Raw genomic sequence first — 25,035 nt, forward strand, 5'->3', positions numbered from 1 at the left:
CTGGCCATGGTTTCTTATTCCTTCTCATCCCGGATGGAATCTCCCGCTGAATAGCTATTCAGTGGGCTTTGTGACACGCATCGTTTGATAACAGGGATTACGGCGGGTCGAATATGGATAAGTTTAAGCTTCATGTGATGTGGTGGGGGGCGGGCATCCTGGTCGTGGTGGCCGCGATAGCATGGTGGATGCTCCGCCCTGCCGGAATACCGGAGGGGTTCGCAGCCAGCAACGGCAGAATTGAAGCCACCGAAGTGGATATTGCTACCAAGATTGCCGGGCGAATTGACACGATCCTTGTGTCGGAAGGGCAGTTCGTTCGTCAGGGCGAGGTGTTGGCGAAAATGGATACTCGCGTGCTGCAGGAGCAGCGGCTGGAAGCGATCGCGCAAATCAAAGAGGCCGAAAGCGCGGTGGCGGCGGCGCGAGCGCTGCTGGAACAGCGGCAAAGTGAAATGCGCGCCGCGCAGTCGGTAGTAAAACAGCGCGAGGCGGAGCTGCAGTCGGTTTCTAAACGCCACGTGCGTTCCCGTTCGCTATCCCAGCGTGGGGCCGTGTCTGAGCAACAACTGGATGACGATCGGGCTGCGGCAGAAAGCGCACGCGCCGCGCTGGAATCCGCAAAGGCGCAGGTCTCAGCGGCAAAAGCCGCAATTGAAGCCGCTCGCACCAGCATCATTCAGGCGCAAACCCGCGTAGAAGCCGCGCAGGCCACCGAACGTCGTATTGCGGCTGATATTGATGACAGTGAGCTGAAAGCCCCGCGCGATGGTCGCGTGCAGTACCGCGTTGCTGAACCGGGTGAGGTGCTTTCTGCGGGTGGGCGCGTCCTGAATATGGTCGATCTCAGCGATGTCTACATGACGTTCTTCTTGCCTACCGAACAGGCTGGCTTACTGAAGATTGGCGGCGAAGCGCGCCTGGTGCTGGATGCCGCACCGGATCTGCGTGTTCCGGCGACCATCAGCTTTGTGGCAAGCGTCGCGCAGTTCACACCGAAAACGGTCGAAACCAGCGATGAGCGGCTGAAGCTGATGTTCCGCGTTAAAGCGCGTATCCCGCCAGAGCTGTTGCAGCAGCATCTCGAGTACGTGAAAACCGGTCTGCCGGGCATGGCGTGGGTGCGTATCGATGAAAATCGAGCCTGGCCTGACGACCTGATGGTGAGGTTGCCGCAATGACGCATCTGGCGCTGGTTCCCGTTCCTCCCGTGGCGCACCTTGACGGCGTGAGTCAGCATTACGGGAAAACGGTAGCGCTGAACAATATCACGCTGGATATCCCCGCCCGCTGTATGGTGGGGCTGATTGGCCCGGATGGCGTCGGAAAATCAAGCCTGCTGTCGCTCATCTCCGGCGCGCGTGTCATTGAACACGGTAACGTGATGGTGCTGGGCGGCGATATGCGCGACCCGAAACATCGCCGGGATGTCTGCCCGCGCATTGCCTGGATGCCGCAGGGGCTGGGGAAAAACCTGTACCACACGCTGTCGGTGTATGAGAACGTCGATTTCTTTGCCCGGCTGTTTGGCCATGACAAAGCGGAGCGCGAAGCGCGGATTACCGAGCTGCTGAACAGCACCGGACTGGCGCCGTTTCGCGATCGTCCGGCCGGGAAACTCTCGGGTGGGATGAAGCAAAAGCTGGGGCTGTGCTGCGCGTTGATCCATGACCCGGAACTGTTAATTCTCGATGAACCTACCACCGGGGTCGACCCGCTGTCCCGCGCCCAGTTCTGGGATCTGATTAACAGCATTCGCCAGCGGCAGACCAACATGAGCGTGCTGGTTGCGACCGCCTACATGGAAGAAGCCGAGCGCTTTGACTGGCTGGTGGCGATGAACGCCGGGGAGGTGCTGGCCACCGGGAGCGCGCAGCAGCTACGCGAAAAAACCAACTCCGACACGCTGGAGCAGGCGTTTATCGCGCTGTTACCCGAAGCCCAGCGTCAGGCGCATAAGCCAGTGGTGATCCCGCCGTATCACGCTGAGCAGGAAGAGATTGCCATCGAGGCGAAAGATCTGACCATGCGCTTCGGCAAGTTCGTGGCCGTTGACCACGTTAACTTTCGTATTCCGCGCGGGGAAATCTTCGGTTTTCTCGGCTCCAACGGCTGCGGTAAATCCACCACCATGAAAATGCTCACCGGGCTGCTACCCGCAAGTGAAGGTGAGGCGTGGCTGTTTGGGCAAGCGGTTGACCCGAAGAATATCGATACCCGTCGCCGGGTAGGCTATATGTCGCAGGCGTTTTCGCTCTACAGCGAGCTGACCGTACGGCAAAACCTCGAGCTACACGCGCGGTTGTTCCATATCCCCGAAGCAGAAATCCCGGGGCGGGTACAAGAGATGAGTCAGCGCTTTTCGCTGACCGATGTCGAAGACGCGTTGCCCGGCGCGCTGCCGTTGGGGATCCGTCAACGCCTGTCGCTGGCGGTGGCGGTGATCCATCGCCCGGAGATGCTCATTCTCGATGAACCAACCTCCGGGGTCGATCCGGTGGCGAGAGACATGTTCTGGCAACTGATGGTCGATCTGTCGCGTCAGGATAAAGTGACCATTTTTATCTCCACCCATTTTATGAACGAAGCGGAGCGCTGCGACCGTATGTCGCTGATGCACGCCGGAAAAGTCCTGGCCAGCGGTACGCCGCAGGAGCTGGTGAAACAGCGTGGTGCCGCCAGTCTGGAAGAGGCGTTTATCTCTTGGTTACAGGAAGCGGCTGGTCCGGCGCCGGAGGCTCAGTTACCGCCAGCCAATGTCCCGGCAGTGCATGAAAACAGTCAGCCGCCGCACCAGGGATTTAGCCTGCGGCGCTTGTTCAGCTACAGCCGCCGCGAAGCGCTGGAGCTGCGACGTGACCCGGTACGTTCAACGCTGGCGCTGATGGGCACGGTGATCCTGATGCTGATCATGGGCTACGGCATCAGCATGGATGTGGAAAACCTGCGTTTTTCGGTGCTCGATCGTGACCAGACAGTCAGCAGCCAGGCGTGGACGCTGAATCTGGCGGGATCGCGCTATTTTATCGAGCAGCCGCCGCTCACCAGTTATGACGAGCTGGACAAACGGATGCGCTCGGGCGAAGTCGCGGTAGCCATAGAGATCCCGCCAAATTTTGGCCGCGATATCGCGCGTGGAACGCCGGTGAAGATTGGCGTCTGGGTCGATGGCGCAATGCCGAGCCGTGCGGAAACGGTCAGAGGCTACGTGCAGGCGATGCACCAGACCTGGCTGCAGGATGTGATGGCGCGTCAGCCAAATACCAGCGGGCAAAACGGACTGATGACCATTGAAACTCGCTATCGTTACAACCCGGATGTGAAAAGCCTGCCAGCGATTGTTCCGGCGGTGATCCCGCTGCTGTTGATGATGATCCCCTCCATGCTCAGCGCTCTGAGCGTGGTGCGTGAGAAAGAGCTGGGGTCGATTATCAACTTGTACGTGACGCCCACTACCCGCAGCGAGTTTTTACTCGGCAAACAGTTGCCTTACATCGTGCTGGGCATGCTGAACTTCCTGCTGCTGTGCGCGCTGTCGGTGTTTGTATTCGGCGTCCCGCATAAGGGGAGTTTTGTGACCCTGACGCTGGCCGCGCTGCTGTACGTCACCATTGCCACCGGGCTGGGATTGTTAATTTCCACGTTTATGAAAAGTCAGATCGCCGCCATTTTTGGTACGGCGATTATTACGCTGATCCCGGCGACGCAGTTTTCCGGGATGATCGACCCGGTCGCCTCGCTGGAAGGGCCGGGACGGTGGATTGGCGAAATTTACCCGACCAGCCATTTTCTGACCATCGCGCGCGGGACGTTCTCTAAAGCGCTGGATCTGACCGATCTCTGGCCGCTGTTTATTCCACTGGCGGTAGCCATTCCAGTGGTCATTGGTCTGAGCGTATTGCTGCTGAAAAAACAGGAGGGGTGATGCGCCGATTACGGAATATTTATAACCTCGGCATCAAAGAGTTACGCAGCCTGCTGGGTGACAAAGCGATGCTGACGCTGATCGTCTTCGCCTTCACGGTCTCGGTTTACTCTTCCGCGACCGTTCTGCCTGGGTCGCTGCACCTGGCGCCGATTGCCATTGCCGATATGGACCAGTCACAGTTGTCGAATCGCATTGTGAACAGTTTTTATCGTCCGTGGTTTTTACCGCCGGAGATGATTACCGCCGATGAGATGGATGCCGGGCTGGATGCCGGGCGCTATACCTTCGCTGTGAACATTCCGCCTGATTTTCAGCGCGATGTACTGGCCGGGCGGCAGCCGGATATTCAGGTTAACGTCGATGCCACGCGGATGAGCCAGGCCTTTACCGGCAACAGCTATATCCAGAATATCATCAGTGGCGAGGTGAACAGCTTTGTGTCGCGTTTCCGCGATAACAGCGAGCTGCCGGTGGCGCTGGAAATGCGTATGCGCTTTAACCCTAATCTGGAACCCGCCCGCTTTGGCGCGGTGATGGCGATTATCAACAACATCACCATGCTGGCGATTGTGCTTACCGGGTCGGCGCTGATTCGCGAGCGTGAACATGGGACCATTGAGCACCTGCTGGTGATGCCGGTGACGCCGTTTGAAATCATGATGGCAAAAATCTGGTCGATGGGGCTGGTGGTGCTGGTGGTTTCCGGTCTGTCGCTGATGCTGATGGTAAAAGGGGTGCTTGGCGTACCGATTGAAGGCTCGATACCGCTGTTTATGCTGGGAGTGGCGCTGAGCCTGTTCGCCACCACGTCAATCGGCATTTTTATGGGCACGCTGGCGCGCTCCATGCCACAACTGGGGCTACTGATGATTCTGGTACTACTGCCGTTACAGATGCTCTCCGGCGGCTCTACACCGCGTGAAAGCATGCCGCAGGCGGTGCAGGACATTATGCTGACGATGCCGACTACCCATTTTGTTAGCCTTGCGCAGGCGATTCTTTACCGCGGCGCAGGGTTTAACATTGTCTGGCCGCAGTTCCTGACGCTGCTGGCGATTGGCAGTACGTTCTTCCTGATAGCGCTGCTGCGTTTCAGAAAGACGATTGGCACGATGGCGTAAATATTATTGCCGGGTGGCGGCTGCGCCTTACCCGGCCTACAAACGGGAATGAATGTAGGCCGGGCAACATAACAGGCAATTACTCTTCTTTCGGCAGGCACTGCAGATGACCGTGGCGCACGCCGCGCTGGGAAATCACGTCATCGGCAAAATGCTGCACATCGCCCATGTCACCTTTTAGCACAGCGATTTCCAGACAGTCGTCATGGTTGATGTGCACGTGCAGCGTGGCGACTGATAAATCGTGGTGGTGATGTTGGGTGGAAACAATACGGCTCGCCAGGTCACGCTTCTCATGCTCATAAACATACGAGAGCACTGCGAATCCCTGAGTGCCGTGCTCCTGGGTAGTTTCCTGCGCCAGTGTGCCGCGCAGAATATCGCGGATCGCTTCGGAACGGTTGTTATAGCCACGGCGCTGGCTCAGGCTGTCGAGCGTTTCCAGTAAATCGTCATCGAGGGTAATGGTGACTCGTTGCATCTGCAATTAACCTTTCATGTGGCGCGTGGGCGCACAGGGAGTAAGGGGAATAGCGTATTTTGTAACACACGTCCGGCATCCGGGGAAAAGGTTAATGCTCTCGCAATAAACGCAGCAGAGTTCTTACCTGTTCATCCAGCGGCGCGAGCGTGTCTTTGACGATCAGATGCAGCGGGGTGGCACGGCGAGCGCCATGGCTTAACGGCAGCGGGCGTAATAGCCCCTGCTCAAGCTGCTGCTGAATTCGCTCCTCAGGCAACCAGCCGTAACCGACCTGATACATCACCGCCTCAATCGCGGCATCAATGGTCGAGAAGGTCCAGGCATCGCGCACCGCTTGCTGCGGGTTGTCGCGATCGGCAATGCGAATCAGCGGCCACGCGCGTAACGCGTCTTCATCCAGCGGCGCATCCAGCATGCAGAGCGGGTGATCGCGGTGGGCAACGGCCACGAAGTCAATATTCATCAGCCATTCGCCGCGTCCGGTGATATCCTGGCGTCGGGTCAGGACCATCACGTCCGCATCGGCATGCGCCGCCAGTCGATCGTCAGCATTCTCCAGCACTTCGGTCAAACGTACCTGCGTCTGCGGCCACGCTTGCTGAAACTGCTTGAGGATCGCGAACAGGCGTTTGCGTGGGAAGATGCTATCTACCATGAAATCCAGCCGCGTTCGCGTGCCGTTTTGCAATGTTGCTGCCCGGGTTTCCACCCATAAAAAGGCCTTCAGTAACGGTTTGACCTGGCCCAACAGTAGCTCTCCCGCAGGGGTTAATACCGCCCTGCGACCTTCCGGCGTCAGCAGCGTCACGCCAAGCCGCTCCTGCAGTAGCGCCAGATTGTAGCTCACCGAAGACTGGCTACGGTTGGTCTCTTCCGCAGCTTTCGCAAAGCTGCCCAGCTCCACGACTTTCTCCAGTAAGGCCCATTGCTCCAGCGTTGTCTTGTGCATAACTCATCTAAAAATTGAATGAATATGATGTAAACATAGCGTTATTCATCCAATTTTTGAAGCGGTAAGATCCTCGCATCAAGTAAGAGGAGAACGAATATGAGCACTTTTGATAAACATGATTTGAGCGGCTTTGTCGGCAAACATCTGGTCTATACCTACGATAATGGCTGGAATTACGAGATCTACGTGAAAAACGACACCACTCTGGATTACCGTATTCACAGCGGCATTGTGGGGAATCGTTGGGTGAAGGATCAGCGGGCGTACATTGTGCGGGTTGGCGAGAGTGTTTATAAAATTTCATGGACCGAACCGACCGGGACCGACGTCAGCCTGATCGTAAATCTGGGCGACAAACTCTTTCACGGCACCATCTTTTTCCCACGCTGGGTGATTAACAATCCACAAAAAACGGTCTGTTTCCAGAATGACCATATTCCGCTGATGATGTCATATCGCGATGCGGGTCCGGCATATCCAACTGAGGTGATTGACGAGTTTGCGACCATCACCTTCGTGCGTGACTGTGGGGCGAATAATGACAGCGTTATTGCCTGTGCGGCCAATGAATTGCCGGAAAACTTCCCGGAAAATTTACGCTAAGGCTTCCAGACGCTGCACGGCGTCGGCGGTCAGGGTAAACGGCGTGGGGGTACACACCGCCAGGCTCAGGGTATCGAGCTGGCACTGGCTGACCGAGAGTGAGGAGGTTAGCACGGTGCTGTCGACGCTGACAATTTGCCAGGCGCTGCCGCCACGCTGTTTCACGATAGCTTCTTTACGCGTCCAGATGCGCCAGAACGCCGCCAGCTGTTGCTCCGGGTGTTCGGCCTCAACTTCGGCATGTTCCCTGAGACTGAACACCGTATTTGCCAGCGTCTGCCAGTTATCGCGCGGGCGAACGACTTCAATATCACAGCCGACTTCCCCTTCGTCGCTGAGCAGCAGGGCAATATCATCACCGCTGTGGCTGAGATTGAACCACAGCGGTGTGTCGGCGGAAAAGGCCGGTTTTCCTTGCTCGCTGTAGACGATGTCCGGTAATGGCGAAAGAGTATGGGAAAGCAGCACGCGACCTGCCAGCCAGCGCGCACGACGAGCGCCTTGCGGGGCCTGCTCACGCAGTGCGGCAGGCAGTGCGCCAGCGCTTAAAACAGAAACTTTCCCAAGAACGATCCGGTACATATCAAGGCTAACCTTTAGTAATAATGGGGTTGTTTACCATTCTATACATGCTGTTTGCAAGTTTATCCAGGTAATCGGGTTTTGGGCCTGCCGGGTCCCAGCAAAATTGCCAGTTTGCTACCGCCAGTGGTGGTTTCCATCCAGATTTTACACACGCTGGTTAACGGCACGGAGAGCAGCATACCTACCGGACCAAGCAGCCATCCCCACACCAACAGAGAGAGAAAGACGATTAGCGTCGATAATCCCAGCCGGTGCCCCATCATGCGGGGCTCGAGGATGTTGCCAATTACCATATGCACCACCAGAAACAGCGCCCCAACCAGCACGCATTCGTAAACGCCGTTGAACAGCAGCGCCTGGATCATGGGTGGAACGGCGGAAATGACCGAGCCAATGTTGGGCACGTAGTTTAGCAGGAATGCCAGCACACCCCACATCAGAGCAAACTGAATCCCCATTAGCGCCAGTCCCAGCCAGACGATGGCACCGGTCCATAAGCTGAGCAACGTTTTCAGCGCCAGATAGTGAGAAACACCTTTCAGCGCCCGATGCAGCCCCGCAATATGGATTTGGGGGTTGTTCAGCGCAAAGCGCAGCTTATAGGGAACATGACGCACCTCAAACAACATAAAGACCACCGTCATCACCAGCAGAACGACGCTGGCCATGGCACCAGAAAGACTTGTCATCAGCGTGGTTGTGAAGGTCATCAGCTTGTCGGAGTCCATACGTTGCAGCATGCGCTCCGGGGACATATGCAGATTCAGAAAAGGCACCATCTCTTGCAGATACAGAACCTTGCGCGTCAGCTCCTTATTGTATTTTGGCAGCATGGCCATGAATTCAGTAATGGATGACGCCAGAACGCCGATTAACGCCGTAAGAACGATCAGCATCACCACCACGACTAACGTTATCGCGACCGGCCGACGTACACCCCGGCGAATAAACCAGATGACCAGCGGATTCAATACAATGGCAAAAAAAAGGGCCAGCAGAAGCTGTACGATGATATCCGCCGCGGCATGAATACCCGCGAGGATCACCACCAGAGCGGCCAGTTTGAGCAGAATGTGCAAACCCGTTTTATCGGGCTGGGTGGTTGTCATGTCGTCTTCCTGTTTGCGTTTTTGCATTAAGTGTAGCGGCTGACTTGCGACTGATATTCCTAAACTGACTACTGATTTCTGCCCGGCAACATGGTAGAAATGAAACACTGTTGTGAAAACGTGGTGATCCTCCATGCCCGAACCCGTCGCTGAACCGACGCTTAGCGGTTTACGCCTTAATCTGCGTATTGTCTCTGTGGTGATGTTTAACTTCGCCAGCTACCTGACCATTGGTCTGCCGCTCGCTGTATTGCCAGGCTATGTCCATGATGTGATGGGATTTAGTGCTTTTTGGGCAGGGCTGGTCATCAGCCTGCAATATTTCGCTACGCTGCTGAGCCGTCCACATGCCGGTCGCTATGCCGACCTGCTGGGGCCAAAGAAGATTGTGGTATTCGGACTGTGTGGCTGTTTTTTAAGTGGTCTGGGCTACTTCCTGGCGGGCTTCACGAATGGCTGGCCGTTGGCCAGCCTGCTGCTGTTATGCCTGGGGCGCGTGATTCTAGGGATCGGGCAAAGCTTTGCCGGGACTGGCTCTACGCTGTGGGGGGTTGGGGTCGTTGGTTCAATGCACATCGGACGGGTGATTTCGTGGAACGGCATCGTGACCTATGGCGCGATGGCGATAGGCGCTCCGCTGGGCGTTCTGTTTTATGCCTGGGGTGGCTTACAGGGATTGGCGATGACCGTGATGGGCGTGGCTCTGTTGGCAATACTGCTGGCGCTCCCTCGTCCGGCGGTAAAGGCCAGCAAAGGCAAACCGTTGCCGTTTCGCGCGGTGCTTGGGCGTGTCTGGTTGTACGGCATGGCGCTGGCCCTGGCCTCAGCCGGATTTGGCGTGATCGCCACTTTCATTACCCTGTTTTATGATGCCAAAGGCTGGGACGGCGCCGCTTTCGCGCTAACGCTTTTTAGCTGCACGTTTGTGGGGACCCGCCTGTTATTCCCAAATGGTATCAACCGGTTAGGTGGACTAAATGTGGCGATGATCTGCTTTAGCGTCGAGATTGTTGGGTTGCTGCTGGTCGGGATGGCTTCCATGCCGTGGATGGCGAAAAGCGGTGTCCTGCTGGCTGGTGCAGGGTTCTCGCTGGTGTTCCCGGCGCTGGGCGTGGTGGCGGTAAAAGCCGTCCCGCAGCAAAATCAGGGCGCTGCGCTGGCGACGTATACGGTGTTTATGGATTTATCACTGGGAGTTACGGGGCCGCTGGCCGGGCTGGTCATGACCTGGGCGGGCGTGCCGGTTATCTATCTGGCGGCGGCAGGGCTGGTGGCGGTGGCGTTATTGCTGACCTGGCGATTAAAAAAACGGCCTCAGGTGGTGTCACCGGAGGCCGAGTCATCGTCTTAACCGTTACTGGATAACCAGCGTGTTAATGATGTTTTCTGCGGTAGTCTGCGCTTTTTGCTGATCGTCAGCAGGCAGCGTGATTTGCAGAGTCAGCAGTTGGTTATCGACTTTACCCAACACCACGGAAGAGTAAGCGGTCTGGCCTTTGGCCGAGATGATGCTGTCTAACTGCTGCAGCGTGTGGCCTTTCAGCTCAATAGATTTATTGGTGACGACCTGCAACTGCGGGTCGCGGCTACGCTGCTGATCTTCCAGGCGTTTTGCCAGCACAGCCAGGTCTTCGTTGGTATTGTCGCCAACAATCACAATCACCGCTTTCTGGCCGGTTGCGTCAGAATAAACGTGCATATTGTTCGCCTGGGTGCCCAGTTTGCCGCTCTGATCGGTCATATCCGCTGGCAGGGAAAAACTGAGTTTACCGTCCAACAGGCTGACCGGTTGTCCGGTGGCGCTACTTTCTGCGGCAGCACCCTCTGCTGGCGCTTTTGTATCGCTATTATCACAGGCCGCAAGCCCCATAACCAGCAGGCCAATACCGACATATTTAACCAGATTGCGCATTGACTTCTTCCTTTCGATAAACGGCCATAACGGCTCATTCGTCCATCTTATCACAACTCGGAAAATGAACCTTTAACTCGTCTGCAATGCAGAGATTTCGGATTTATCTGCCAGCCTTTTCAGTAACATATTCAGCAGCACGCCGTACATCGGCAGGAAGAAAATAATGCTGATCAGCACTTTGAAGCAGTAGTCGACCAGCGCGATTTCCATCCAGTGCTCGGCCATAAAGGCATCCGGGCTGCGCCAGAAAGCGATAAAGAAGAAGGCTAACGTATCGCTGATGTTGCCAAACAGCGTGGAAGCCGTTGGCGCCAGCCACCAGCGACGGTTCTGACGCAGACGGTTAAAGACATGCACATCCAGAATTTGACCCAGCGCGTAAGCCATAAAGCTGGCGGCGGCGATACGGGCGACAAACAGATTAAAGTGCAGCAGTGCGCCGAATCCCTGCCACGATCCCATATAGAACAGTGATGAAACGACATAGGAGATCAGCAGCGCGGGGATCATTACCGCAAAGATGATACGTCGTGCCAACGGCGCGCCAAAAATACGCACGGTCAGATCGGTCGCGAGGAAAATAAACGGAAAGCTGAAAGCGCCCCATGTGGTATGGAAACCAAAAATGGAGATCGGTAGCTGCACCAGATAGTTGCTGGAGGTGATCACCAGCAGATGAAATAGCGATAGCCAAAACAACGCTTTTACGCGTTGAGATTGTGTAAACGGAGTCATTTTGTGACCTTTTTGTTGGATGGGGTGAGGGAACCCAATAAAAAACCGTCGCATGATACTGCTTTAAGAGCACATTGCAATGGTTGTTTTTCACGCAATCGTTAACCTGATTGGCTTACGTCACAACAGAGCGTAAAATAACGCCGTTTTTGAATGAACGAGACTACGATGAGCGATCTGTTTACCTCTCCCGACCATACTCTTGATGCCCAGGGGCTGCGCTGCCCGGAACCCGTAATGATGGTGCGTAAAACCGTGCGCGGCATGCAAGCGGGTGAAACGCTGCTGATTGTCGCCGACGATCCGGCGACAACCCGTGACATTCCCGGCTTCTGTACCTTTATGGAGCATGAGCTGGTAGCAAAAGAGACCGACTCTCTGCCGTACCGCTATCTGGTGCGCAAAGGCCAGTAATCTTAGCCGGATGGCGCTAATGCAACTGCCGTCCGGCACAGACGCATTATCCTTTACGTAGTAACCGCAGCGCGTTAGCGGTCACCAGTACCGTCGCCCCCGTATCTGCCAGCACCGCCAGCCACAGTCCGGTTATCCCGAGCAGCGTGGTGACGAGGAAAATCCCCTTCAGGCCTAGCGCAATCGCAATGTTCTGGCGAATATTGGCGTGGGTGGCGCGGGCTAACTGAATCATTTGCACCAGACCACGCAGGCGGTTGTGGGTCAGGGCGGCATCGGCGGTTTCCAGCGCGACATCGGTCCCGCTTCCCATCGCAATGCCAATGGTGGCTGCTTTCATTGCCGGAGCGTCGTTGATGCCGTCGCCGACCATCGCCAGCGGCGACTGTTGGTTAAGATGGGTAACGGCCTGTACTTTATCTTCCGGTAATAGACCCGCTTTGAATTCGAGACCCAATTCACTGGCAATAGCTGCTGCCGCTCGCGGGTTATCGCCCGTCAGAATCACCCCTTTCACGCCAATGTGATTAAGCTCGCTGATGGCGCTACGGGCGTCGTCGCGCAGCGTGTCCTGTAGGGCCAGCACGCCGAGAACGGCATCGTTACGCAGCACCAGTACCACCGTTTGACCCACGCTTTCCAGCTCGCTTATCTGCCCGGCAAAAGCATCGGCAGGCTGCTTACCGGCGGCGCAAATCAGCACGCGTTCGCCGTTGACCAGTGCTTCAATGCCAGAGCCAACCAGCGCCCGCTGATCTTTTGCGACAGGGATAGTCAGTTCGCGCGTTTGGGCTTCCCGAACAATCGCCTGCGCCAGCGGGTGCGTCGCGCCTTGCTCTACTGCTGCCGCCAGCGCCAGCAGTTCTGCCTCGCCAATACCGCTTGCCGGGTGAATCGCCGTGACGCGCGGTTTACCGACGGTCAGGGTGCCGGTTTTATCAAACGCGACCTGCGTTATCCTACCCAACTGCTCCAGCGCGGCCCCGCCTTTGATTAACGCGCCACGACGCGCCGCTGCGGCAAGGCCAGAGGTAATGGCGGCGGGTGTGGAAATCACCAGCGCACATGGACAGCCAATCAGCAGCAGCGTCAGCCCTTTATAAATCCACTCCTGCCAGGATGCGGCAAACAGCAGCGGTGGTACAAGGGTGACCAACAACGCAACCGCCATAATGGCTGGGGTGTAAATCCGGCTGAAACGGTCAATAAAGCGCTCAATGGGGGCGCGGCGTTCTTCCGCTTCTTCAATCAATTTCAGAATACGGTCAATGGCGCTGGCACCCGGTTCGGAGAGTACTTCCAGTGTTACCAGACGGTCCACGCTGGTGGCGCCCGCCGGGACTTTCTCGCCGGTGGCGCGCTCAACCGGTATCGATTCGCCGGTCAGGGCGCTTTCATCAAAGCTGGCAAACCCGGAGACCAGCTTGCCGTCGGCAGGTAAACGCCCACCCGCGGCAACCTCGATAACATCGCCTGGCTGGAGAGTATTGATAGCAACCTCTTCGCGCTCGCCGTTACGCAGGCGCGTGGCGGTTTCCGGCTTGAGCGCCATCAGTGCGCTGACCCCTTTACGGGCGCGGCTGGCGGCCCATCCTTCCAGGCGTTCGCCAATTAAAAACAGCAGTAGCACCATGGCGGCTTCTGCCGTCGCGCCGATAAACAGTGCGCCAATGGCGGCCACGCTCATCAACGTTTCAATGGCAAAGTAGCTGCCGGTTTTCATCAGACGCAGGGCCTGACGGGCAATGGGATACAGACCTACCAGCGTGGTGGCGATAAATGCTATCTGGCCAAAGGGGTGATTGAGCTGCTCCAGCCCCCAGCTAATCGCCATCATGATAATCAGCGAAATCAGCGGCAGGTTCTCTTTAAACCGCGACTCGGGGGCGGCGTCTGGCGCGTGCTCATCGCGCAGGGTATAGCCTGCCTTTTGCACTGCGCTTTCAACTTGCAGGCGGATATCAGAACCTGCGTCGACTACCAGTTTTTCGGTGGCGAACAGAACCTGGACCTGGTTGACGCCGTTGACCTGGCGGACCGCATTCTCCACTTTTCGGGCGCAGGCTGCACAGTCCATGCCTGCCACTTTCCAGGAGTAGCGGGTACCCATTACGGTACCGGATACGGGGGGTGGGGTGGAGCAACTTCCTTCGCAGCAGCAGTCGTCAGCCTTTTGTGGCGCAGGCACTAGCTTGAAAGAAGAAAATTGTGGGGCTTTTTTGCCACTGGAATCGGGTGTCGACATGGCATCCTCCGGTTGATAATCATTTCATATTAACCGGAGGATACACTCTGGAGTCGACTCCAGAGTCAAGCGTTTTAAAGATACAACGAACGAACAATCAGGAAATGTCCGGCGAAGTAGCAGGCGGCAGCAATTGCGTTATCGGCGCGAAAGCGGCGACGGTAATGGCTACCCAGCCAGACAATGTTGCCGATGAACAGGAGTGATGCGCCCATAAAGGCCGACAGCGCCGGAGCGGTCGGGCGGAAAAACCACAGCTCACCAGCCATCCAGACCATCATCAGCGTGATACCAATAAAGGTACAGATAGCGATGCGTAGCTCTTCAAGTCGCGTCCAGATCACGGCAATCAGCAACGCCCCCAGCACCACCAGCACCAACGGCAAAGGCCAGAAGAACGACAGCGTCATTTGGCTGGCGAAGTAAATGGTATACAGCAGATGCGACAGGAAGAATGCCCCCACGGCATACAAAAGGCGTTGGCGCGGTAACAGCGTCAGCGCATCGCCCAGCAGCGAGGCAAGCAGGCCAGCCAGCACCAGATAGCTGACAGCATTAAACATTGGCGCCTGCCAGGCCAGCAGCGCCAGCAGGAGTAACGTTAGGGGTTTAAAGACCCAGCGTTGCCAGGCGGGCCCACGATAGGAAGCATCCACGAACAACCATGCGGAAAGGCAGACAGCGATAAACGACCAAAGCATCTTAGTTCCTTGAATTCGTTATTTTTTCGTAAGCGGGGTGCTCACGGCTCTACTGTTCAGTGTAGAGGTCGACCCTGCCAGATGACAACACCATAACAGGCAATGTATGCTTATTTCCGCATTTTCTGATGGGTTAATAATATGAGCAAACCACCACTTTTCTTCATTGTTATCATTGTATTAATCGTTGTTGCTGCGTCGTTTCGCTTCGTTCAGCAGCGGCGTGAAAAAGCCGATAATGATACTGCGCCGTTAGTGCAAAAGCAGGTGGTGGTGAGTAACAAACGGGAAAAACCGCTTAACGATCGGCGATCCCGCCAGCAGGAAGTGAGCCCGGCAGGGACCAGCATGCGCTATGAAGTCAGTTTTAAGCCACAAAGTGGTGGCTTCGAGCAGACGTTTCGTCTGGATGCCCAGCAGTACCATGCGTTAACGGTCGGGGATAAGGGAACGCTGAGTTATAAAGGTTCGCGTTTTGTTGATTTTACAGTGAACGCTAAGGTTTCATCTGACTGATGCCGGATGGCGGCTTACGCTTTGTCCGGCCTGGAGATTTTGTCGCCCCGGCCTGCTAAGCGCCGCCGGGCGAAAAGATCACAGTTACTTCTTCAACTGATCTTTAATCTTCTTCTGCCAAACCAGTAACTCAAAGACGCCGAACAGAAAAATACGGATTTTCTCTCCGCGGGTCATCTGCGGGCCATCTTTAGGCATGGTGCTTTTTAACAGCGCCAGTTGCATGCCATGCATCAGCACCATAAAAATCAGTGCGACGTTAACGAAGATGTTAAGCGGGCGTGGAAAGGGTTGGAAAATATTGAGTAGTAAAAATGCCCAGACGCACAACATCAGCAGGCGTCCCAGGTTAATCAGCATCGTGTTCTCCTCGTGCTTCACGTTGGTAAAGGCGATAGGCGACCTGTCCGGCGACTTTTTCGCGGTACAGCGACCAGTTCACCGGAACCGGCGGCAAACCGTTTTCTACTTCGCTTTCAACGTAAATATACGCTTCATTTGCCAGCCAGCCATGAGTTTCCAGAAGAGTTAATGTTTCTTCCAGTAATCCTTTGCGAAACGGCGGGTCAACAAACACCACGTTATGCGGCGTACCCGTCTGGGCCAAAAATGTCAGGGTATTGGTGTTGACGACCCGGGCATGGGGAGCTTTCAGCGTGGCGAGATTGTTTTGTAGCTGCTGTGATACCGCGCGATCCATTTCCAGAAGCGTCGCATTTGCCGCATAGCGAGAGAGGGCTTCCAGCCCCAGCGCGCCGCTGCCGGCGAAGCAGTCCAGGCAGTGAGCATCGACCATTACCGGGGCCAGCCAGTTAAATAAGGTTTCGCGTACGCGGTCGGTGGTTGGGCGCAGACCGGGACTATCCGGAACCGGGAGTTTACGGCCACGCCATTGACCACCAATAATGCGGATCTGGCCGCTACCAGAGTGATTCGGTTTTTTCATTTCAATTATTGCTCAATCCGCTGCTGACGTGTCATTCCAGGCGGTGATGTGAGTTAAGTTAACCCGTCGCCTTTCAAGTTACCTCTTCGTTGGCTGCACTTTCTCACCCAAATCACTTACTAAAAGTAAGCTCATCGGGATTCGTGCGCTTGCCGCCTTGACGTAACTCGAAATTCATCGGGTATAAGTGATAGACTATTTCATCATTTTTTTAGCTGCTATGTACATAGCGTTGACGCTGTGCCATGAAGCAACAGCGGGGGAGTGTAGTCGCAAATGGCGAAAGAGAAAAAACGTGGCTTTTTTTCCTGGCTGGGCTTTGGTCAAAAAGAGCAGGCACCGGAAAACGAGACAGAATTAAAAAACGAAGAACAACAACCGGTTGCTGAAGAAACTACCGTCGTTGACGAACAGCCGCGCGCCGAGGAAACCCGTAGCGAGGCGGAAACGGAAGCTTTTGCAGCTGAAGTTGTTGAAGTGACTGAACAGGTTGCGGAAATCGAAAAACTGCAGCCGGAAGCAGAACCTGTTGCCGAACAATCGCAGCCGGAGATTGAGCTGGTTGCTGAACCCGCTGCTGAACCTGTTGTGGAAACGCCAGCGGCGACGGTTATCGAACGCGAAGAATTGCCGCTGCCGGAAGAGGTGAAAACCGAAGAGGTTTCTGCCGAAGAGTGGCAGGCCGAAGCGGAAACCGTGGAAATCGTTGAGGCGGTTGAAGAGGAAGCCGAAAACGAACCGCACCTGACTGATGAAGAGCTGGAAGCGCAGGCGCTGGCGGCTGAGGCAGCTGAAGAAGCCGTGATGGTGGTGCCGGTAGAAGAACCTGCCATAGAAGCACCGACAGAAGAAGAGGGAGTCCAGGAGCAGGAAAAACCAACGAAAGAAGGTTTCTTTGCGCGTCTGAAACGCAGCCTCCTGAAAACAAAAGAAAACCTTGGTTCCGGATTTATCAGTCTGTTCCGTGGTAAAAAGATCGACGATGATCTGTTTGAAGAGCTGGAAGAGCAACTGCTGATCGCCGACGTGGGCGTAGAAACGACCCGCAAGATTATTGCGAATCTGACGGAAGGTGCCAGCCGTAAGCAGCTCAAAGACGCGGAAGCGCTGTACGGCCTGCTGAAAGAAGAGATGGGCGAGATTCTGGCGAAGGTGGAAGAACCGCTGAATGTTGATGGCAAGACGCCGTTTGTTATCTTAATGGTTGGGGTCAACGGCGTGGGTAAAACCACCACTATCGGAAAGCTGGCGCGTCAGTTTGAGCAGCAGGGTAAATCGGTGATGCTGGCGGCGGGCGATACCTTCCGTGCGGCGGCGGTAGAGCAGCTGCAGGTCTGGGGTCAGCGTAACAACATCCCGGTGATTGCTCAGCATACCGGCGCAGATTCCGCGTCCGTCATCTTTGATGCCATCCAGGCGGCGAAGGCGCGTAATGTAGATGTGCTGATCGCTGATACCGCGGGGCGTTTGCAGAACAAATCGCACCTGATGGAAGAATTGAAAAAAATCGTTCGCGTCATGAAGAAGCTCGACGAAGATGCGCCGCATGAAGTTATGCTGACTATCGACGCCAGCACCGGGCAGAATGCGATAAGCCAGGCCAAACTGTTCCATGAAGCCGTGGGCTTAACCGGTATCACCCTGACTAAGCTGGACGGTACAGCGAAGGGCGGGGTCATCTTCTCGGTTGCCGATCAGTTTGGCATCCCTATCCGCTATATCGGTGTAGGCGAACGTATCGAGGATTTACGTCCGTTTAAAGCGGACGATTTTATAGAGGCACTTTTTGCCCGAGAGGATTAACAATGATTCGCTTTGAACATGTCAGCAAGGCCTATCTCGGTGGGAGACAAGCGCTGCAGGGAGTTACCTTCCATATGCAGCCTGGCGAGATGGCATTTCTGACCGGCCACTCCGGCGCGGGTAAAAGTACCCTGCTGAAGCTGATTTGTGGAATTGAACGGCCCAGCGCCGGGAAAATCTACTTCAGCGGGCATGACATCAGCCGTTTGAAAAACCGTGAAGTGCCGTTTCTGCGTCGTCAGATTGGCATGATTTTTCAGGATCACCACCTGTTGATGGACAGAACCGTGTTTGACAACGTGGCAATCCCGCTGATCATCGCGGGCGCCAGCGGGGACGATATTCGTCGTCGCGTGTCAGCGGCGCTGGATAAGGTCGGACTGTTGGACAAAGCGAAAAACTTCCCTATTCAGCTCTCCGGCGGTGAACAACAGCGCGTGGGCATCGCCCGTGCGGTGGTGAACAAACCGGCGGTATTGCTGGCGGATGAACCAACAGGGAACCTGGATGACGCGTTGTCGGAAGGGATCCTTCGCCTGTTTGAAGAGTTTAACCGCGTCGGGGTCACGGTATTAATGGCCACGCACGATATTGGCCTGATCTCCCGTCGCTCCTATCGCCAAATGGTTCTGAGCGATGGACATCTGCATGGAGGCCTGGCGCATGAATAGACGTGACGCTATCAATCAAATCAAACAGTTCGGTGGCCGACTGGATCGCTTCCGTAAATCGGGCGGCGCGCCGGGAGATGGCGGTCGTAACGCGCCAAAGCGGGCGAAAGCCGCGCCAAAGCCGAACTCGCGTAAAACCAATGTCTTTAACGAGCAGGTACGCTACGCGTTCCAGGGCGCGTTACAGGACCTGAAAAGCAAGCCGCTGGCGACGTTCCTGACGGTGATGGTTATTGCCATCTCCCTGACGCTGCCAAGCGTATGCTACATGGTTTATAAGAACGTCGACCATGCGGCAAGCCAGTATTATCCTTCTCCGCAGATCACCGTTTACCTGCAAAAAACGCTGGATGATGATGCAGCGGCGCGGGTGGTTGGTCAGTTGCAGGCCGAGCAGGGCGTGGAGAAAGTGAATTATCTTTCCCGCGATGACGCGCTGGGCGAATTCCGTAACTGGTCCGGCTTTGGCGGCGCGCTGGATATGCTGGAAGAGAACCCGCTACCGGCCGTGGCGGTAGTTATCCCGAAACTGGACTTCCAGGGCACGGAGTCGCTGAACACGCTGCGCGACCGTATCGCACAAATCAACGGTATTGATGAAGTGCGCATGGATGACAGCTGGTTTGCCCGTCTGGCGGCGCTGACGGGCCTTGTCGGACGCGTCTCCGCGATGATTGGCGTGCTGATGGTAGCGGCGGTCTTCCTCGTCATCGGTAACAGTGTGCGCCTGAGTATTTTTGCGCGTCGCGATACCATTAACGTGCAGAAACTGATTGGCGCGACGGATGGGTTTATCCTGCGTCCGTTCCTCTACGGCGGTGCGCTGCTCGGTTTTTCCGGCGCATTTCTTTCACTGATTTTGTCAGAAATTTTGGTGATGCGCCTGTCGTCAGCGGTTACTGAGGTGGCACAGGTTTTTGGAACTAAGTTTGATATCAACGGCTTATCATTCGACGAATGCCTGTTATTGCTGCTGGTGTGCTCGATGATTGGCTGGGTGGCAGCCTGGCTTGCCACGGTTCAACATTTACGCCACTTTACCCCCGATTAAAAAATCTCTGGTATAATCTTTCCCTGCACTGAGTAGTTCGCTCTGCAGGGAAAGAGTCCCTGTTATCTCTTCCCGGCGTATTCATTGTGATGTCACATTTTGTGCGTAATCTATACACATTACGACATGGAACTTGTGGATAAAATCACTGTCTGATAAAAGATTGAATGATATTCTCGTTGCTCATAAGCTCTGGCATGGTTGTTGCTATTGGTTTTAGCCAACGCGTCAGATGAAAAGATTGAGAGGATTTGAATGACCAAAGAAATGCAAAATTTAGCTTTAGCCCCTGTTGGTAACCTGGAATCTTACATCCGGGCTGCGAACGCGTGGCCGATGTTGTCGGCTGACGAGGAGCGGCTACTTGCTGAAAAGCTGCATTACCAGGGCGATCTGGAAGCAGCTAAAACGCTGATCCTGTCTCACCTGCGCTTTGTTGTTCATGTTGCTCGTAATTATGCGGGCTATGGCCTGCCGCAGGCGGATCTGATTCAGGAAGGTAATATTGGCCTGATGAAAGCCGTGCGCCGTTTCAACCCGGAAGTGGGTGTGCGCCTGGTTTCTTTCGCCGTGCACTGGATCAAAGCTGAGATCCACGAATACGTTCTGCGTAACTGGCGTATCGTAAAAGTCGCGACCACCAAAGCGCAGCGTAAGCTGTTCTTTAACCTGCGTAAAACCAAGCAGCGTCTGGGCTGGTTCAATCAGGACGAAGTTGAAATGGTTGCTCGTGAGCTGGGTGTTTCCAGCAAAGACGTGCGCGAAATGGAATCCCGTATGGCGGCGCAGGACATGACGTTTGACATGTCTTCAGACGACGAGTCTGACAGCCAGCCGATGGCGCCGGTTCTGTATCTGCAGGATAAATCATCTAACTTTGCCGACGGCATTGAAGAAGATAACTGGGAAGATCAGGCCGCGAATAAACTGACCCACGCAATGGAGGGTCTGGACGAGCGTAGCCAGGACATCATTCGCGCCCGTTGGCTGGACGAAGACAACAAGTCGACGTTGCAAGAACTGGCCGATCGCTACGGCGTCTCTGCTGAACGTGTTCGTCAGCTTGAAAAGAACGCCATGAAAAAACTGCGTGCGGCGATCGAAGCGTAATCACGCCGTTTAACGCATTGCCCCTATAACCCCTGGATGCCCATTCGGGGGTTTTTTATGTCTGATTGATACTCCAAACTGCTATCACGCTTTCCTCTGCCAGGTTTGCTTTTGCCTCTCTGGTGTTGTGGGGGAGCCGAAGTGATTGATGCCCCTGCGCCTGACAAGGTGACATGTTTGCCCGGTTTCTGGGCAAACATGTCACCTTAATGCAGCCGAATACTGTCGGTATAACTTATTGTGGCAGGAGATTATAGGCTGCCAGCATCTCTTTGATATCCTGAGTGATGATTTCATTGGGCATATGTATTGGTCTTCTGGTAATGCCTGCGGTGATCCCCATTAAGTTAAGAGCCTCTTTCATTACTGCAGGTGCGGTCATTTTCTTAATGTTCATACGCAGTGCATCGATCTTATTACGTTCTTCCTGTGCTTTATCCAACTGCCCCGCGATAAAGTAGTTATACAAATCCACTTCAATCTTCGGTAAAACATTTGATGTGGCTGCGACGCTGGCAACTGAACCTTCTTTAAATGCATCAAGCATCAGCGAATCTGAACCGTTCAATACTTTAAAATTTTTGTGTTTTGAAATCTCAAGGTACTGTTTTTGTACTTCAAATTTGCCACTGCTATCTTTGATTGCCACGATATTATCGATATCAGCCAGGCGATTCGCTGTTTCGTATTCAATACTTAGGCCCGTTTGCCCTGGGAGATTGTATAGAATAATAGGTGCTGCTGTGCTGGCCGCAATATCATAGTAATGTTTATATAAATCTTCCTGATTAGGCACCAGATAGTAGGGGGTTACAACTGAAATGTAATCTGCGCCAGCATCAACTAGTCGTTGAGTCAGAGCAATAGTTTGCTGTGTGCTACAGCAACCGGCACCGGCGCAAATAGTTACGTCATCACCCACTTCATCAACAACTGCTTTGGTGAGTTCTACTTTTTCATCATCTGATAACAGATGAAATTCACCATTGGTGCCACAAATAAATAATCCATGAACACCATTATTGACTAACCAGCGAGCCATCTTTCTTGCTGCCGGGATATCCATTTTTTCCGTTTCATCAAATGGTGTCACCATCGCAGTAATAATTCCCTTAAGTTCTTTCATTATCTTTTCTCCAGTTCGTTGGTAACATTTTTAATCGAGATTTGAATTGTGTTAAGATCTGCTTCCTGAGTAAACGAAGCCGCATGTGGCGTGATCGAGTAATTCATGAGTTGTTTTGTTTCTTCTTTTCGTTCTTTAAGTTCAATATCTTCACTAGCAAAAGAAATTTTATGAGTAATTAAAGCATTGTATAAACTATCTTCATCAATCAAACCGCCTCGTGCAGTATTTATTAATATTGCGGAAGGTTTCATTTTTTCGAATGCGTGCTGATCAATCATGTGCCTGGTGCTATCTAGTAAAGGCAAATGAAGCGAGATAACATCACTGAGCTGATACACCTCATCTAACTCTTTAAAGTTTATATACGGAAAAACCTGACTCTGATTGATATAAGGGTCGTATGCAATGATCTCCATACCCATAGCGTTAGCGATGTGGGCTACATGTTTGCCAATAGCACCAAGGCCAATCAGCCCTAATGTCTTTTTATGTAACTCAGTACCCACCAATCTTACATCATTACTGCATTTAGCCTGTTGTTCGATTTCAACATACTTTCTGGCACTGGATAGCATCATTAGAATAGCCATTTCTGCTACCGATACAGAATTGGCGTTGAGTGCTTTATGCACCACAATATTTCTGCTGTTCGCATACTCAACGTTTATATTATCTAAACCAACACCATATTTTGAGATTACTTTTAGTTTTTTCGCACAATCTATAACGTCTTGATCTAAAGGGTCGTTGCCTGTAATAATAGCATCGGCATCTTTAATTTTTACCATCAACTCTTCTTTACTAAAACGTCCGCCGCTCGTATTACATTCGACGATATAACCTGCTGCCTGTAATTCATCCAGATATTTTTGCCCCTTACTAAGAAAGGGCCTTGGCGTTATAAGTATTTTTTTCATATTACAATAAACCGAAGAATGAAAAAATAAGGCTTAAAGAGAGGATTGCTACCAGTATTCTTAGGAAATGCGGTCCACACTTCTGGATGTATATATAAATACCGAGAACCGCAACCAGGGGGAGTAAGTTAGGCACAATTTTGTCTAACATGTCCTGCAGGACAATAGTATTCCCCCCACCAGTAGTAATATGTAGCGGTGTCTTAATCTTTACATAAGTGGCAGAAAGCGCCCCCATCATCAACAGGCCGAACATACCTGCGCCTTCAATAATTTTATGGATACTGCCAGAGTGGAGTATCTCTAAAATTGACTCTTTCCCCTTTTTATAACCAATATTAAGTGCAAATCGGCTAGCGAAGAACATATAAACAACTTGATAGATCAATGGCAGTAATGCGGCTAATACGTACCCTTGCAATACAAAAGGAATACATACCCCAATAACAATAGGTCGCAATGTGCCAAAATCTAGCGTATCCCCGATACCTGAGACTGGACCCATTAGCCCCGTTTTTAAACTGGTCACTAATTGGGTTGTGGCTGTTCGCTGTTCTTCCGGTTCCTGGGATGCTTTTTCTTCTAGTGCGATAGTGATGCCGTTTACCACTGAGCCCCAGTTAGCTTGTGTGTTAAACATCGTCAAATGGCGCTGTAACGCTTTTGAAAGATCCCTCTTATTCGGGTATAGCTTAGCTAAAATCCCTGTCATTGAATTACAAAAGGCTAGAGCCTGTAACCGTTCAAAATTTAATGATGTTTCCGAGAAAGCATGCCATTTTAACCAGACAATCTGCACATCTCTATTCGTAATTGGTGTGCTTTCGGCTTCCTTTAAGTCGATATTATTAGCCATTTTGTGTTCCTTTCGCAGTTTTTGATTGCATGTATAAGAGAACAGCACATAAACCAAAAATGGATATCCCTATGGTGTTTAACCCTGAATATGTGACCAAGAAGAAACCAATGATGAATAACGGGATGTATTGTTTTTTCCCGATCACAATGATAGTGATAGCAAAACCTAATGCTGGAAGAATATTACCAGCGATAGCTAAGCCGTTGGTGGTCCAGGAGGGTAACAGTTTGACAAATGAGGAAATAGCATCTGGGCCATACAAACAGGCAACGAAAACAGGAACGAAGCGCATAGGGAAGGCCAACAGAATAGGATAGATAGTTGCTACCCGCTGAATCCCTTTGATATCTGCTTTTTCGGCATAGCGATCGGCCATATGAACAAATGTGGTATTAACCGTTTTACGAACGTTTTCGAGAACAACCCCTAATAAACCTATTGGGATTGCCAACGAAATCGCTATTTCAGGTTTTATCCCCGCAGTAAGAGCAATAGGTATAGCGATGCAGGAGGCCAATCCCTCATCTGCTGGCGGGTTCCCACCAGGAGCAATACTTCCTATATAGATCATCTGTAATGTCGCACCGACTGATAATGCAGTCGGCATATCATCAAAGATAATTCCCATAATGGGGGCAATAGATAACGGCATGCGCATGATTGAAAAGCCATACCATACCTTCGCTTGTGATATCCAATAAACTAAACCAATCAATATTGCTGTAGAAACGCCCATAAGTTCCTCTCCTTTTTAAGGTAACTTATTCTTTATTTTTTGCAGACTGGCTGGTTCTTCTTCTGGGATAGTCTGGAAATAAACTTTAATATTCCTGTCTTCTATGACTTGTAGTTTTTCTGCATCTTCTTTATTTATTGATATCTGATTAAAGACGATTTTTCTACCAGGGATGTTTTCTATGCCGCCTACTTGCAACTCTTCAAGTTCTAATCCGCCCTGAATAGTCTTTAATGCTGAATCAATAGATTTGAAAAGGATTAAAAGTTTGCCAGTATAAAAATTTTTCTCATTCCAGCGGGTTGTCGTTTCCTCAATGGATGTCATGATTACTTCGATGCCGCTGGGGGCCGCCATTTTATAAACTTCGGCTAAAAAAGGATCATTATATAATTCGTCATCAATAACTATTATTTTATCGGCGTTGCTCCTTTTCAGCCATTTGGTGATAACCTGTCCATGAATTAGGCGATAATCAATGCGGGCATGTACTATACTCATACTC

The 25,035-nt window shown here is 53.0% G+C and carries 26 protein-coding genes; 11 read left to right on the plus strand and 15 right to left on the minus strand.

The window, feature by feature from the left end; genetic code table 11:
• The first annotated feature begins 113 nt into the window (after positions 1–113).
• From OGV52_RS10110 to OGV52_RS10120, 3 genes are read left to right on the plus strand one after another with little or no spacing between them, the layout of a single operon-like run.
• The gene (locus tag OGV52_RS10110; RefSeq protein ID WP_200108449.1) at positions 114–1,181 is read left to right on the plus strand and encodes an HlyD family secretion protein; all 1,068 of its coding nucleotides are present in this window, start codon (positions 114–116) and stop codon (positions 1,179–1,181) included.
• Positions 1,178–3,925: a ribosome-associated ATPase/putative transporter RbbA gene (gene rbbA, locus OGV52_RS10115; protein ID WP_287108450.1), complete on the plus strand. Its 2,748-nt coding sequence runs from the start codon at positions 1,178–1,180 to the stop codon at positions 3,923–3,925. The genes OGV52_RS10110 and rbbA overlap by 4 nt, the downstream gene beginning before the upstream one ends.
• Positions 3,925–5,049, plus strand: coding sequence for an ABC transporter permease (locus OGV52_RS10120; protein WP_153689930.1), 1,125 nt, complete (start codon positions 3,925–3,927; stop codon positions 5,047–5,049). The genes rbbA and OGV52_RS10120 overlap by 1 nt, the downstream gene beginning before the upstream one ends.
• A gap of 79 nt (positions 5,050–5,128) precedes the next feature.
• On the opposite strand, the gene nikR is transcribed toward OGV52_RS10120, so the two are convergent.
• Positions 5,129–5,530 carry a nickel-responsive transcriptional regulator NikR gene (gene nikR / locus OGV52_RS10125; RefSeq protein WP_200046833.1) on the minus strand — a complete coding sequence of 134 codons (402 nt, stop codon included), beginning with the start codon at positions 5,528–5,530 and terminating at the stop codon, positions 5,129–5,131.
• Positions 5,531–5,621: 91 nt separating this feature from the next.
• Positions 5,622–6,482 carry a LysR family transcriptional regulator gene (locus OGV52_RS10135; RefSeq protein ID WP_047501400.1) on the minus strand — a complete coding sequence of 287 codons (861 nt, stop codon included), beginning with the start codon at positions 6,480–6,482 and terminating at the stop codon, positions 5,622–5,624.
• A gap of 99 nt (positions 6,483–6,581) precedes the next feature.
• Here OGV52_RS10135 and OGV52_RS10140 point away from each other — a divergent pair, with 99 nt between their 5' ends.
• Positions 6,582–7,088, plus strand: coding sequence for a phenolic acid decarboxylase (locus OGV52_RS10140; protein ID WP_019078109.1), 507 nt, complete (start codon positions 6,582–6,584; stop codon positions 7,086–7,088).
• Here the strand turns inward: OGV52_RS10140 and acpT are convergent.
• Together acpT and OGV52_RS10150 are read right to left on the minus strand one after the other, a co-directional pair.
• Positions 7,080–7,670, minus strand: coding sequence for a 4'-phosphopantetheinyl transferase AcpT (gene acpT / locus OGV52_RS10145; RefSeq protein ID WP_181220949.1), 591 nt, complete (start codon positions 7,668–7,670; stop codon positions 7,080–7,082). The genes OGV52_RS10140 and acpT overlap by 9 nt on opposite strands.
• 62 nt (positions 7,671–7,732) lie before the next feature.
• The gene (locus OGV52_RS10150; protein ID WP_259688782.1) at positions 7,733–8,782 is read right to left on the minus strand and encodes an AI-2E family transporter; all 1,050 of its coding nucleotides are present in this window, start codon (positions 8,780–8,782) and stop codon (positions 7,733–7,735) included.
• Positions 8,783–8,915: 133 nt separating this feature from the next.
• On the opposite strand from OGV52_RS10150, the gene OGV52_RS10155 reads away from it, so the two are divergent.
• Positions 8,916–10,133, plus strand: a complete 1,218-nt coding sequence (locus OGV52_RS10155; protein WP_049283121.1) for an MFS transporter — start codon at positions 8,916–8,918, stop codon at positions 10,131–10,133.
• 3 nt (positions 10,134–10,136) lie between these two features.
• Here OGV52_RS10155 and OGV52_RS10160 read toward each other — a convergent pair whose 3' ends face one another.
• Both OGV52_RS10160 and OGV52_RS10165 read right to left on the minus strand, forming a co-directional pair.
• Positions 10,137–10,694: a DcrB family lipoprotein gene (locus tag OGV52_RS10160; RefSeq protein ID WP_016154847.1), complete on the minus strand. Its 558-nt coding sequence runs from the start codon at positions 10,692–10,694 to the stop codon at positions 10,137–10,139.
• A 72-nt stretch (positions 10,695–10,766) separates the two neighbouring features.
• Positions 10,767–11,432, minus strand: coding sequence for a 7-cyano-7-deazaguanine/7-aminomethyl-7-deazaguanine transporter (locus OGV52_RS10165; protein ID WP_019078120.1), 666 nt, complete (start codon positions 11,430–11,432; stop codon positions 10,767–10,769).
• Between the two features lie 168 nt (positions 11,433–11,600).
• On the opposite strand from OGV52_RS10165, the gene tusA reads away from it, so the two are divergent.
• Complete coding sequence (tusA, locus tag OGV52_RS10170; protein WP_003827551.1) at positions 11,601–11,846, plus strand: sulfurtransferase TusA; 246 nt, start codon at positions 11,601–11,603, stop codon at positions 11,844–11,846.
• A 46-nt stretch (positions 11,847–11,892) separates the two neighbouring features.
• On the opposite strand, the gene zntA is transcribed toward tusA, so the two are convergent.
• Together zntA and OGV52_RS10180 are read right to left on the minus strand one after the other, a co-directional pair.
• Positions 11,893–14,091: a Zn(II)/Cd(II)/Pb(II) translocating P-type ATPase ZntA gene (zntA, locus tag OGV52_RS10175; RefSeq protein WP_287108451.1), complete on the minus strand. Its 2,199-nt coding sequence runs from the start codon at positions 14,089–14,091 to the stop codon at positions 11,893–11,895.
• Between the two features lie 74 nt (positions 14,092–14,165).
• Positions 14,166–14,792: a lysoplasmalogenase gene (locus OGV52_RS10180; RefSeq protein WP_016154844.1), complete on the minus strand. Its 627-nt coding sequence runs from the start codon at positions 14,790–14,792 to the stop codon at positions 14,166–14,168.
• A gap of 141 nt (positions 14,793–14,933) precedes the next feature.
• Between OGV52_RS10180 and OGV52_RS10185 the strand changes: the two genes are divergently transcribed.
• The gene (locus OGV52_RS10185) at positions 14,934–15,308 is read left to right on the plus strand and encodes a DUF2500 domain-containing protein (protein WP_016154843.1); all 375 of its coding nucleotides are present in this window, start codon (positions 14,934–14,936) and stop codon (positions 15,306–15,308) included.
• Between the two features lie 84 nt (positions 15,309–15,392).
• Here the strand turns inward: OGV52_RS10185 and OGV52_RS10190 are convergent, their stop codons facing one another.
• A complete protein-coding gene (locus tag OGV52_RS10190; protein WP_016154842.1) occupies positions 15,393–15,668 on the minus strand; it encodes a DUF1145 family protein in 276 nt (91 codons plus the stop codon).
• Positions 15,658–16,254 (minus strand): 16S rRNA (guanine(966)-N(2))-methyltransferase, encoded by a 597-nt coding sequence (gene rsmD / locus OGV52_RS10195; protein ID WP_016157666.1) that lies wholly within the window; start codon positions 16,252–16,254, stop codon positions 15,658–15,660. Before rsmD ends, OGV52_RS10190 begins: the two co-directional genes overlap by 11 nt.
• A gap of 276 nt (positions 16,255–16,530) precedes the next feature.
• On the opposite strand from rsmD, the gene ftsY reads away from it, so the two are divergent.
• The 4 genes from ftsY to rpoH all read left to right on the plus strand — a co-directional run bounded on the left by ftsY (position 16,531) and on the right by rpoH (position 20,889).
• Positions 16,531–18,057 carry a signal recognition particle-docking protein FtsY gene (ftsY, locus tag OGV52_RS10200; RefSeq protein ID WP_200052011.1) on the plus strand — a complete coding sequence of 509 codons (1,527 nt, stop codon included), beginning with the start codon at positions 16,531–16,533 and terminating at the stop codon, positions 18,055–18,057.
• 2 nt (positions 18,058–18,059) lie between these two features.
• Positions 18,060–18,728 (plus strand): cell division ATP-binding protein FtsE, encoded by a 669-nt coding sequence (gene ftsE / locus OGV52_RS10205; protein ID WP_003023420.1) that lies wholly within the window; start codon positions 18,060–18,062, stop codon positions 18,726–18,728.
• Positions 18,721–19,779 (plus strand): permease-like cell division protein FtsX, encoded by a 1,059-nt coding sequence (gene ftsX / locus OGV52_RS10210; protein ID WP_016154839.1) that lies wholly within the window; start codon positions 18,721–18,723, stop codon positions 19,777–19,779. Before ftsE ends, ftsX begins: the two co-directional genes overlap by 8 nt.
• Before the next feature lie 255 nt (positions 19,780–20,034).
• Positions 20,035–20,889 (plus strand): RNA polymerase sigma factor RpoH, encoded by an 855-nt coding sequence (rpoH, locus tag OGV52_RS10215; RefSeq protein ID WP_005121585.1) that lies wholly within the window; start codon positions 20,035–20,037, stop codon positions 20,887–20,889.
• Positions 20,890–21,124: 235 nt separating this feature from the next.
• On the opposite strand, the gene dapA is transcribed toward rpoH, so the two are convergent.
• The 5 genes from dapA to OGV52_RS10240 are packed head-to-tail and all read right to left on the minus strand — an operon-like array spanning position 21,125 to position 25,031.
• Positions 21,125–22,015, minus strand: coding sequence for a 4-hydroxy-tetrahydrodipicolinate synthase (gene dapA, locus OGV52_RS10220; RefSeq protein WP_103928714.1), 891 nt, complete (start codon positions 22,013–22,015; stop codon positions 21,125–21,127).
• Entirely contained in the window at positions 22,015–22,935 is a 921-nt protein-coding gene (locus OGV52_RS10225) for a phosphoglycerate dehydrogenase (RefSeq protein WP_141875787.1), read from the minus strand. Before OGV52_RS10225 ends, dapA begins: the two co-directional genes overlap by 1 nt.
• Position 22,936: 1 nt before the next feature.
• Positions 22,937–23,791 carry a PTS system mannose/fructose/sorbose family transporter subunit IID gene (locus OGV52_RS10230; RefSeq protein WP_141875788.1) on the minus strand — a complete coding sequence of 285 codons (855 nt, stop codon included), beginning with the start codon at positions 23,789–23,791 and terminating at the stop codon, positions 22,937–22,939.
• Positions 23,784–24,530: a PTS mannose/fructose/sorbose/N-acetylgalactosamine transporter subunit IIC gene (locus tag OGV52_RS10235; protein ID WP_047501416.1), complete on the minus strand. Its 747-nt coding sequence runs from the start codon at positions 24,528–24,530 to the stop codon at positions 23,784–23,786. The genes OGV52_RS10230 and OGV52_RS10235 overlap by 8 nt, the downstream gene beginning before the upstream one ends.
• Positions 24,531–24,545: 15 nt before the next feature.
• A complete protein-coding gene (locus OGV52_RS10240) occupies positions 24,546–25,031 on the minus strand; it encodes a PTS sugar transporter subunit IIB (protein ID WP_049283116.1) in 486 nt (161 codons plus the stop codon).
• Between the last annotated feature and the right edge of the window lie 4 nt (positions 25,032–25,035).

Source organism: Citrobacter sp. Cb041 (genome assembly GCF_030336655.1).
GTDB classification, from domain to species: Bacteria; Pseudomonadota; Gammaproteobacteria; order Enterobacterales; family Enterobacteriaceae; genus Citrobacter; species Citrobacter braakii.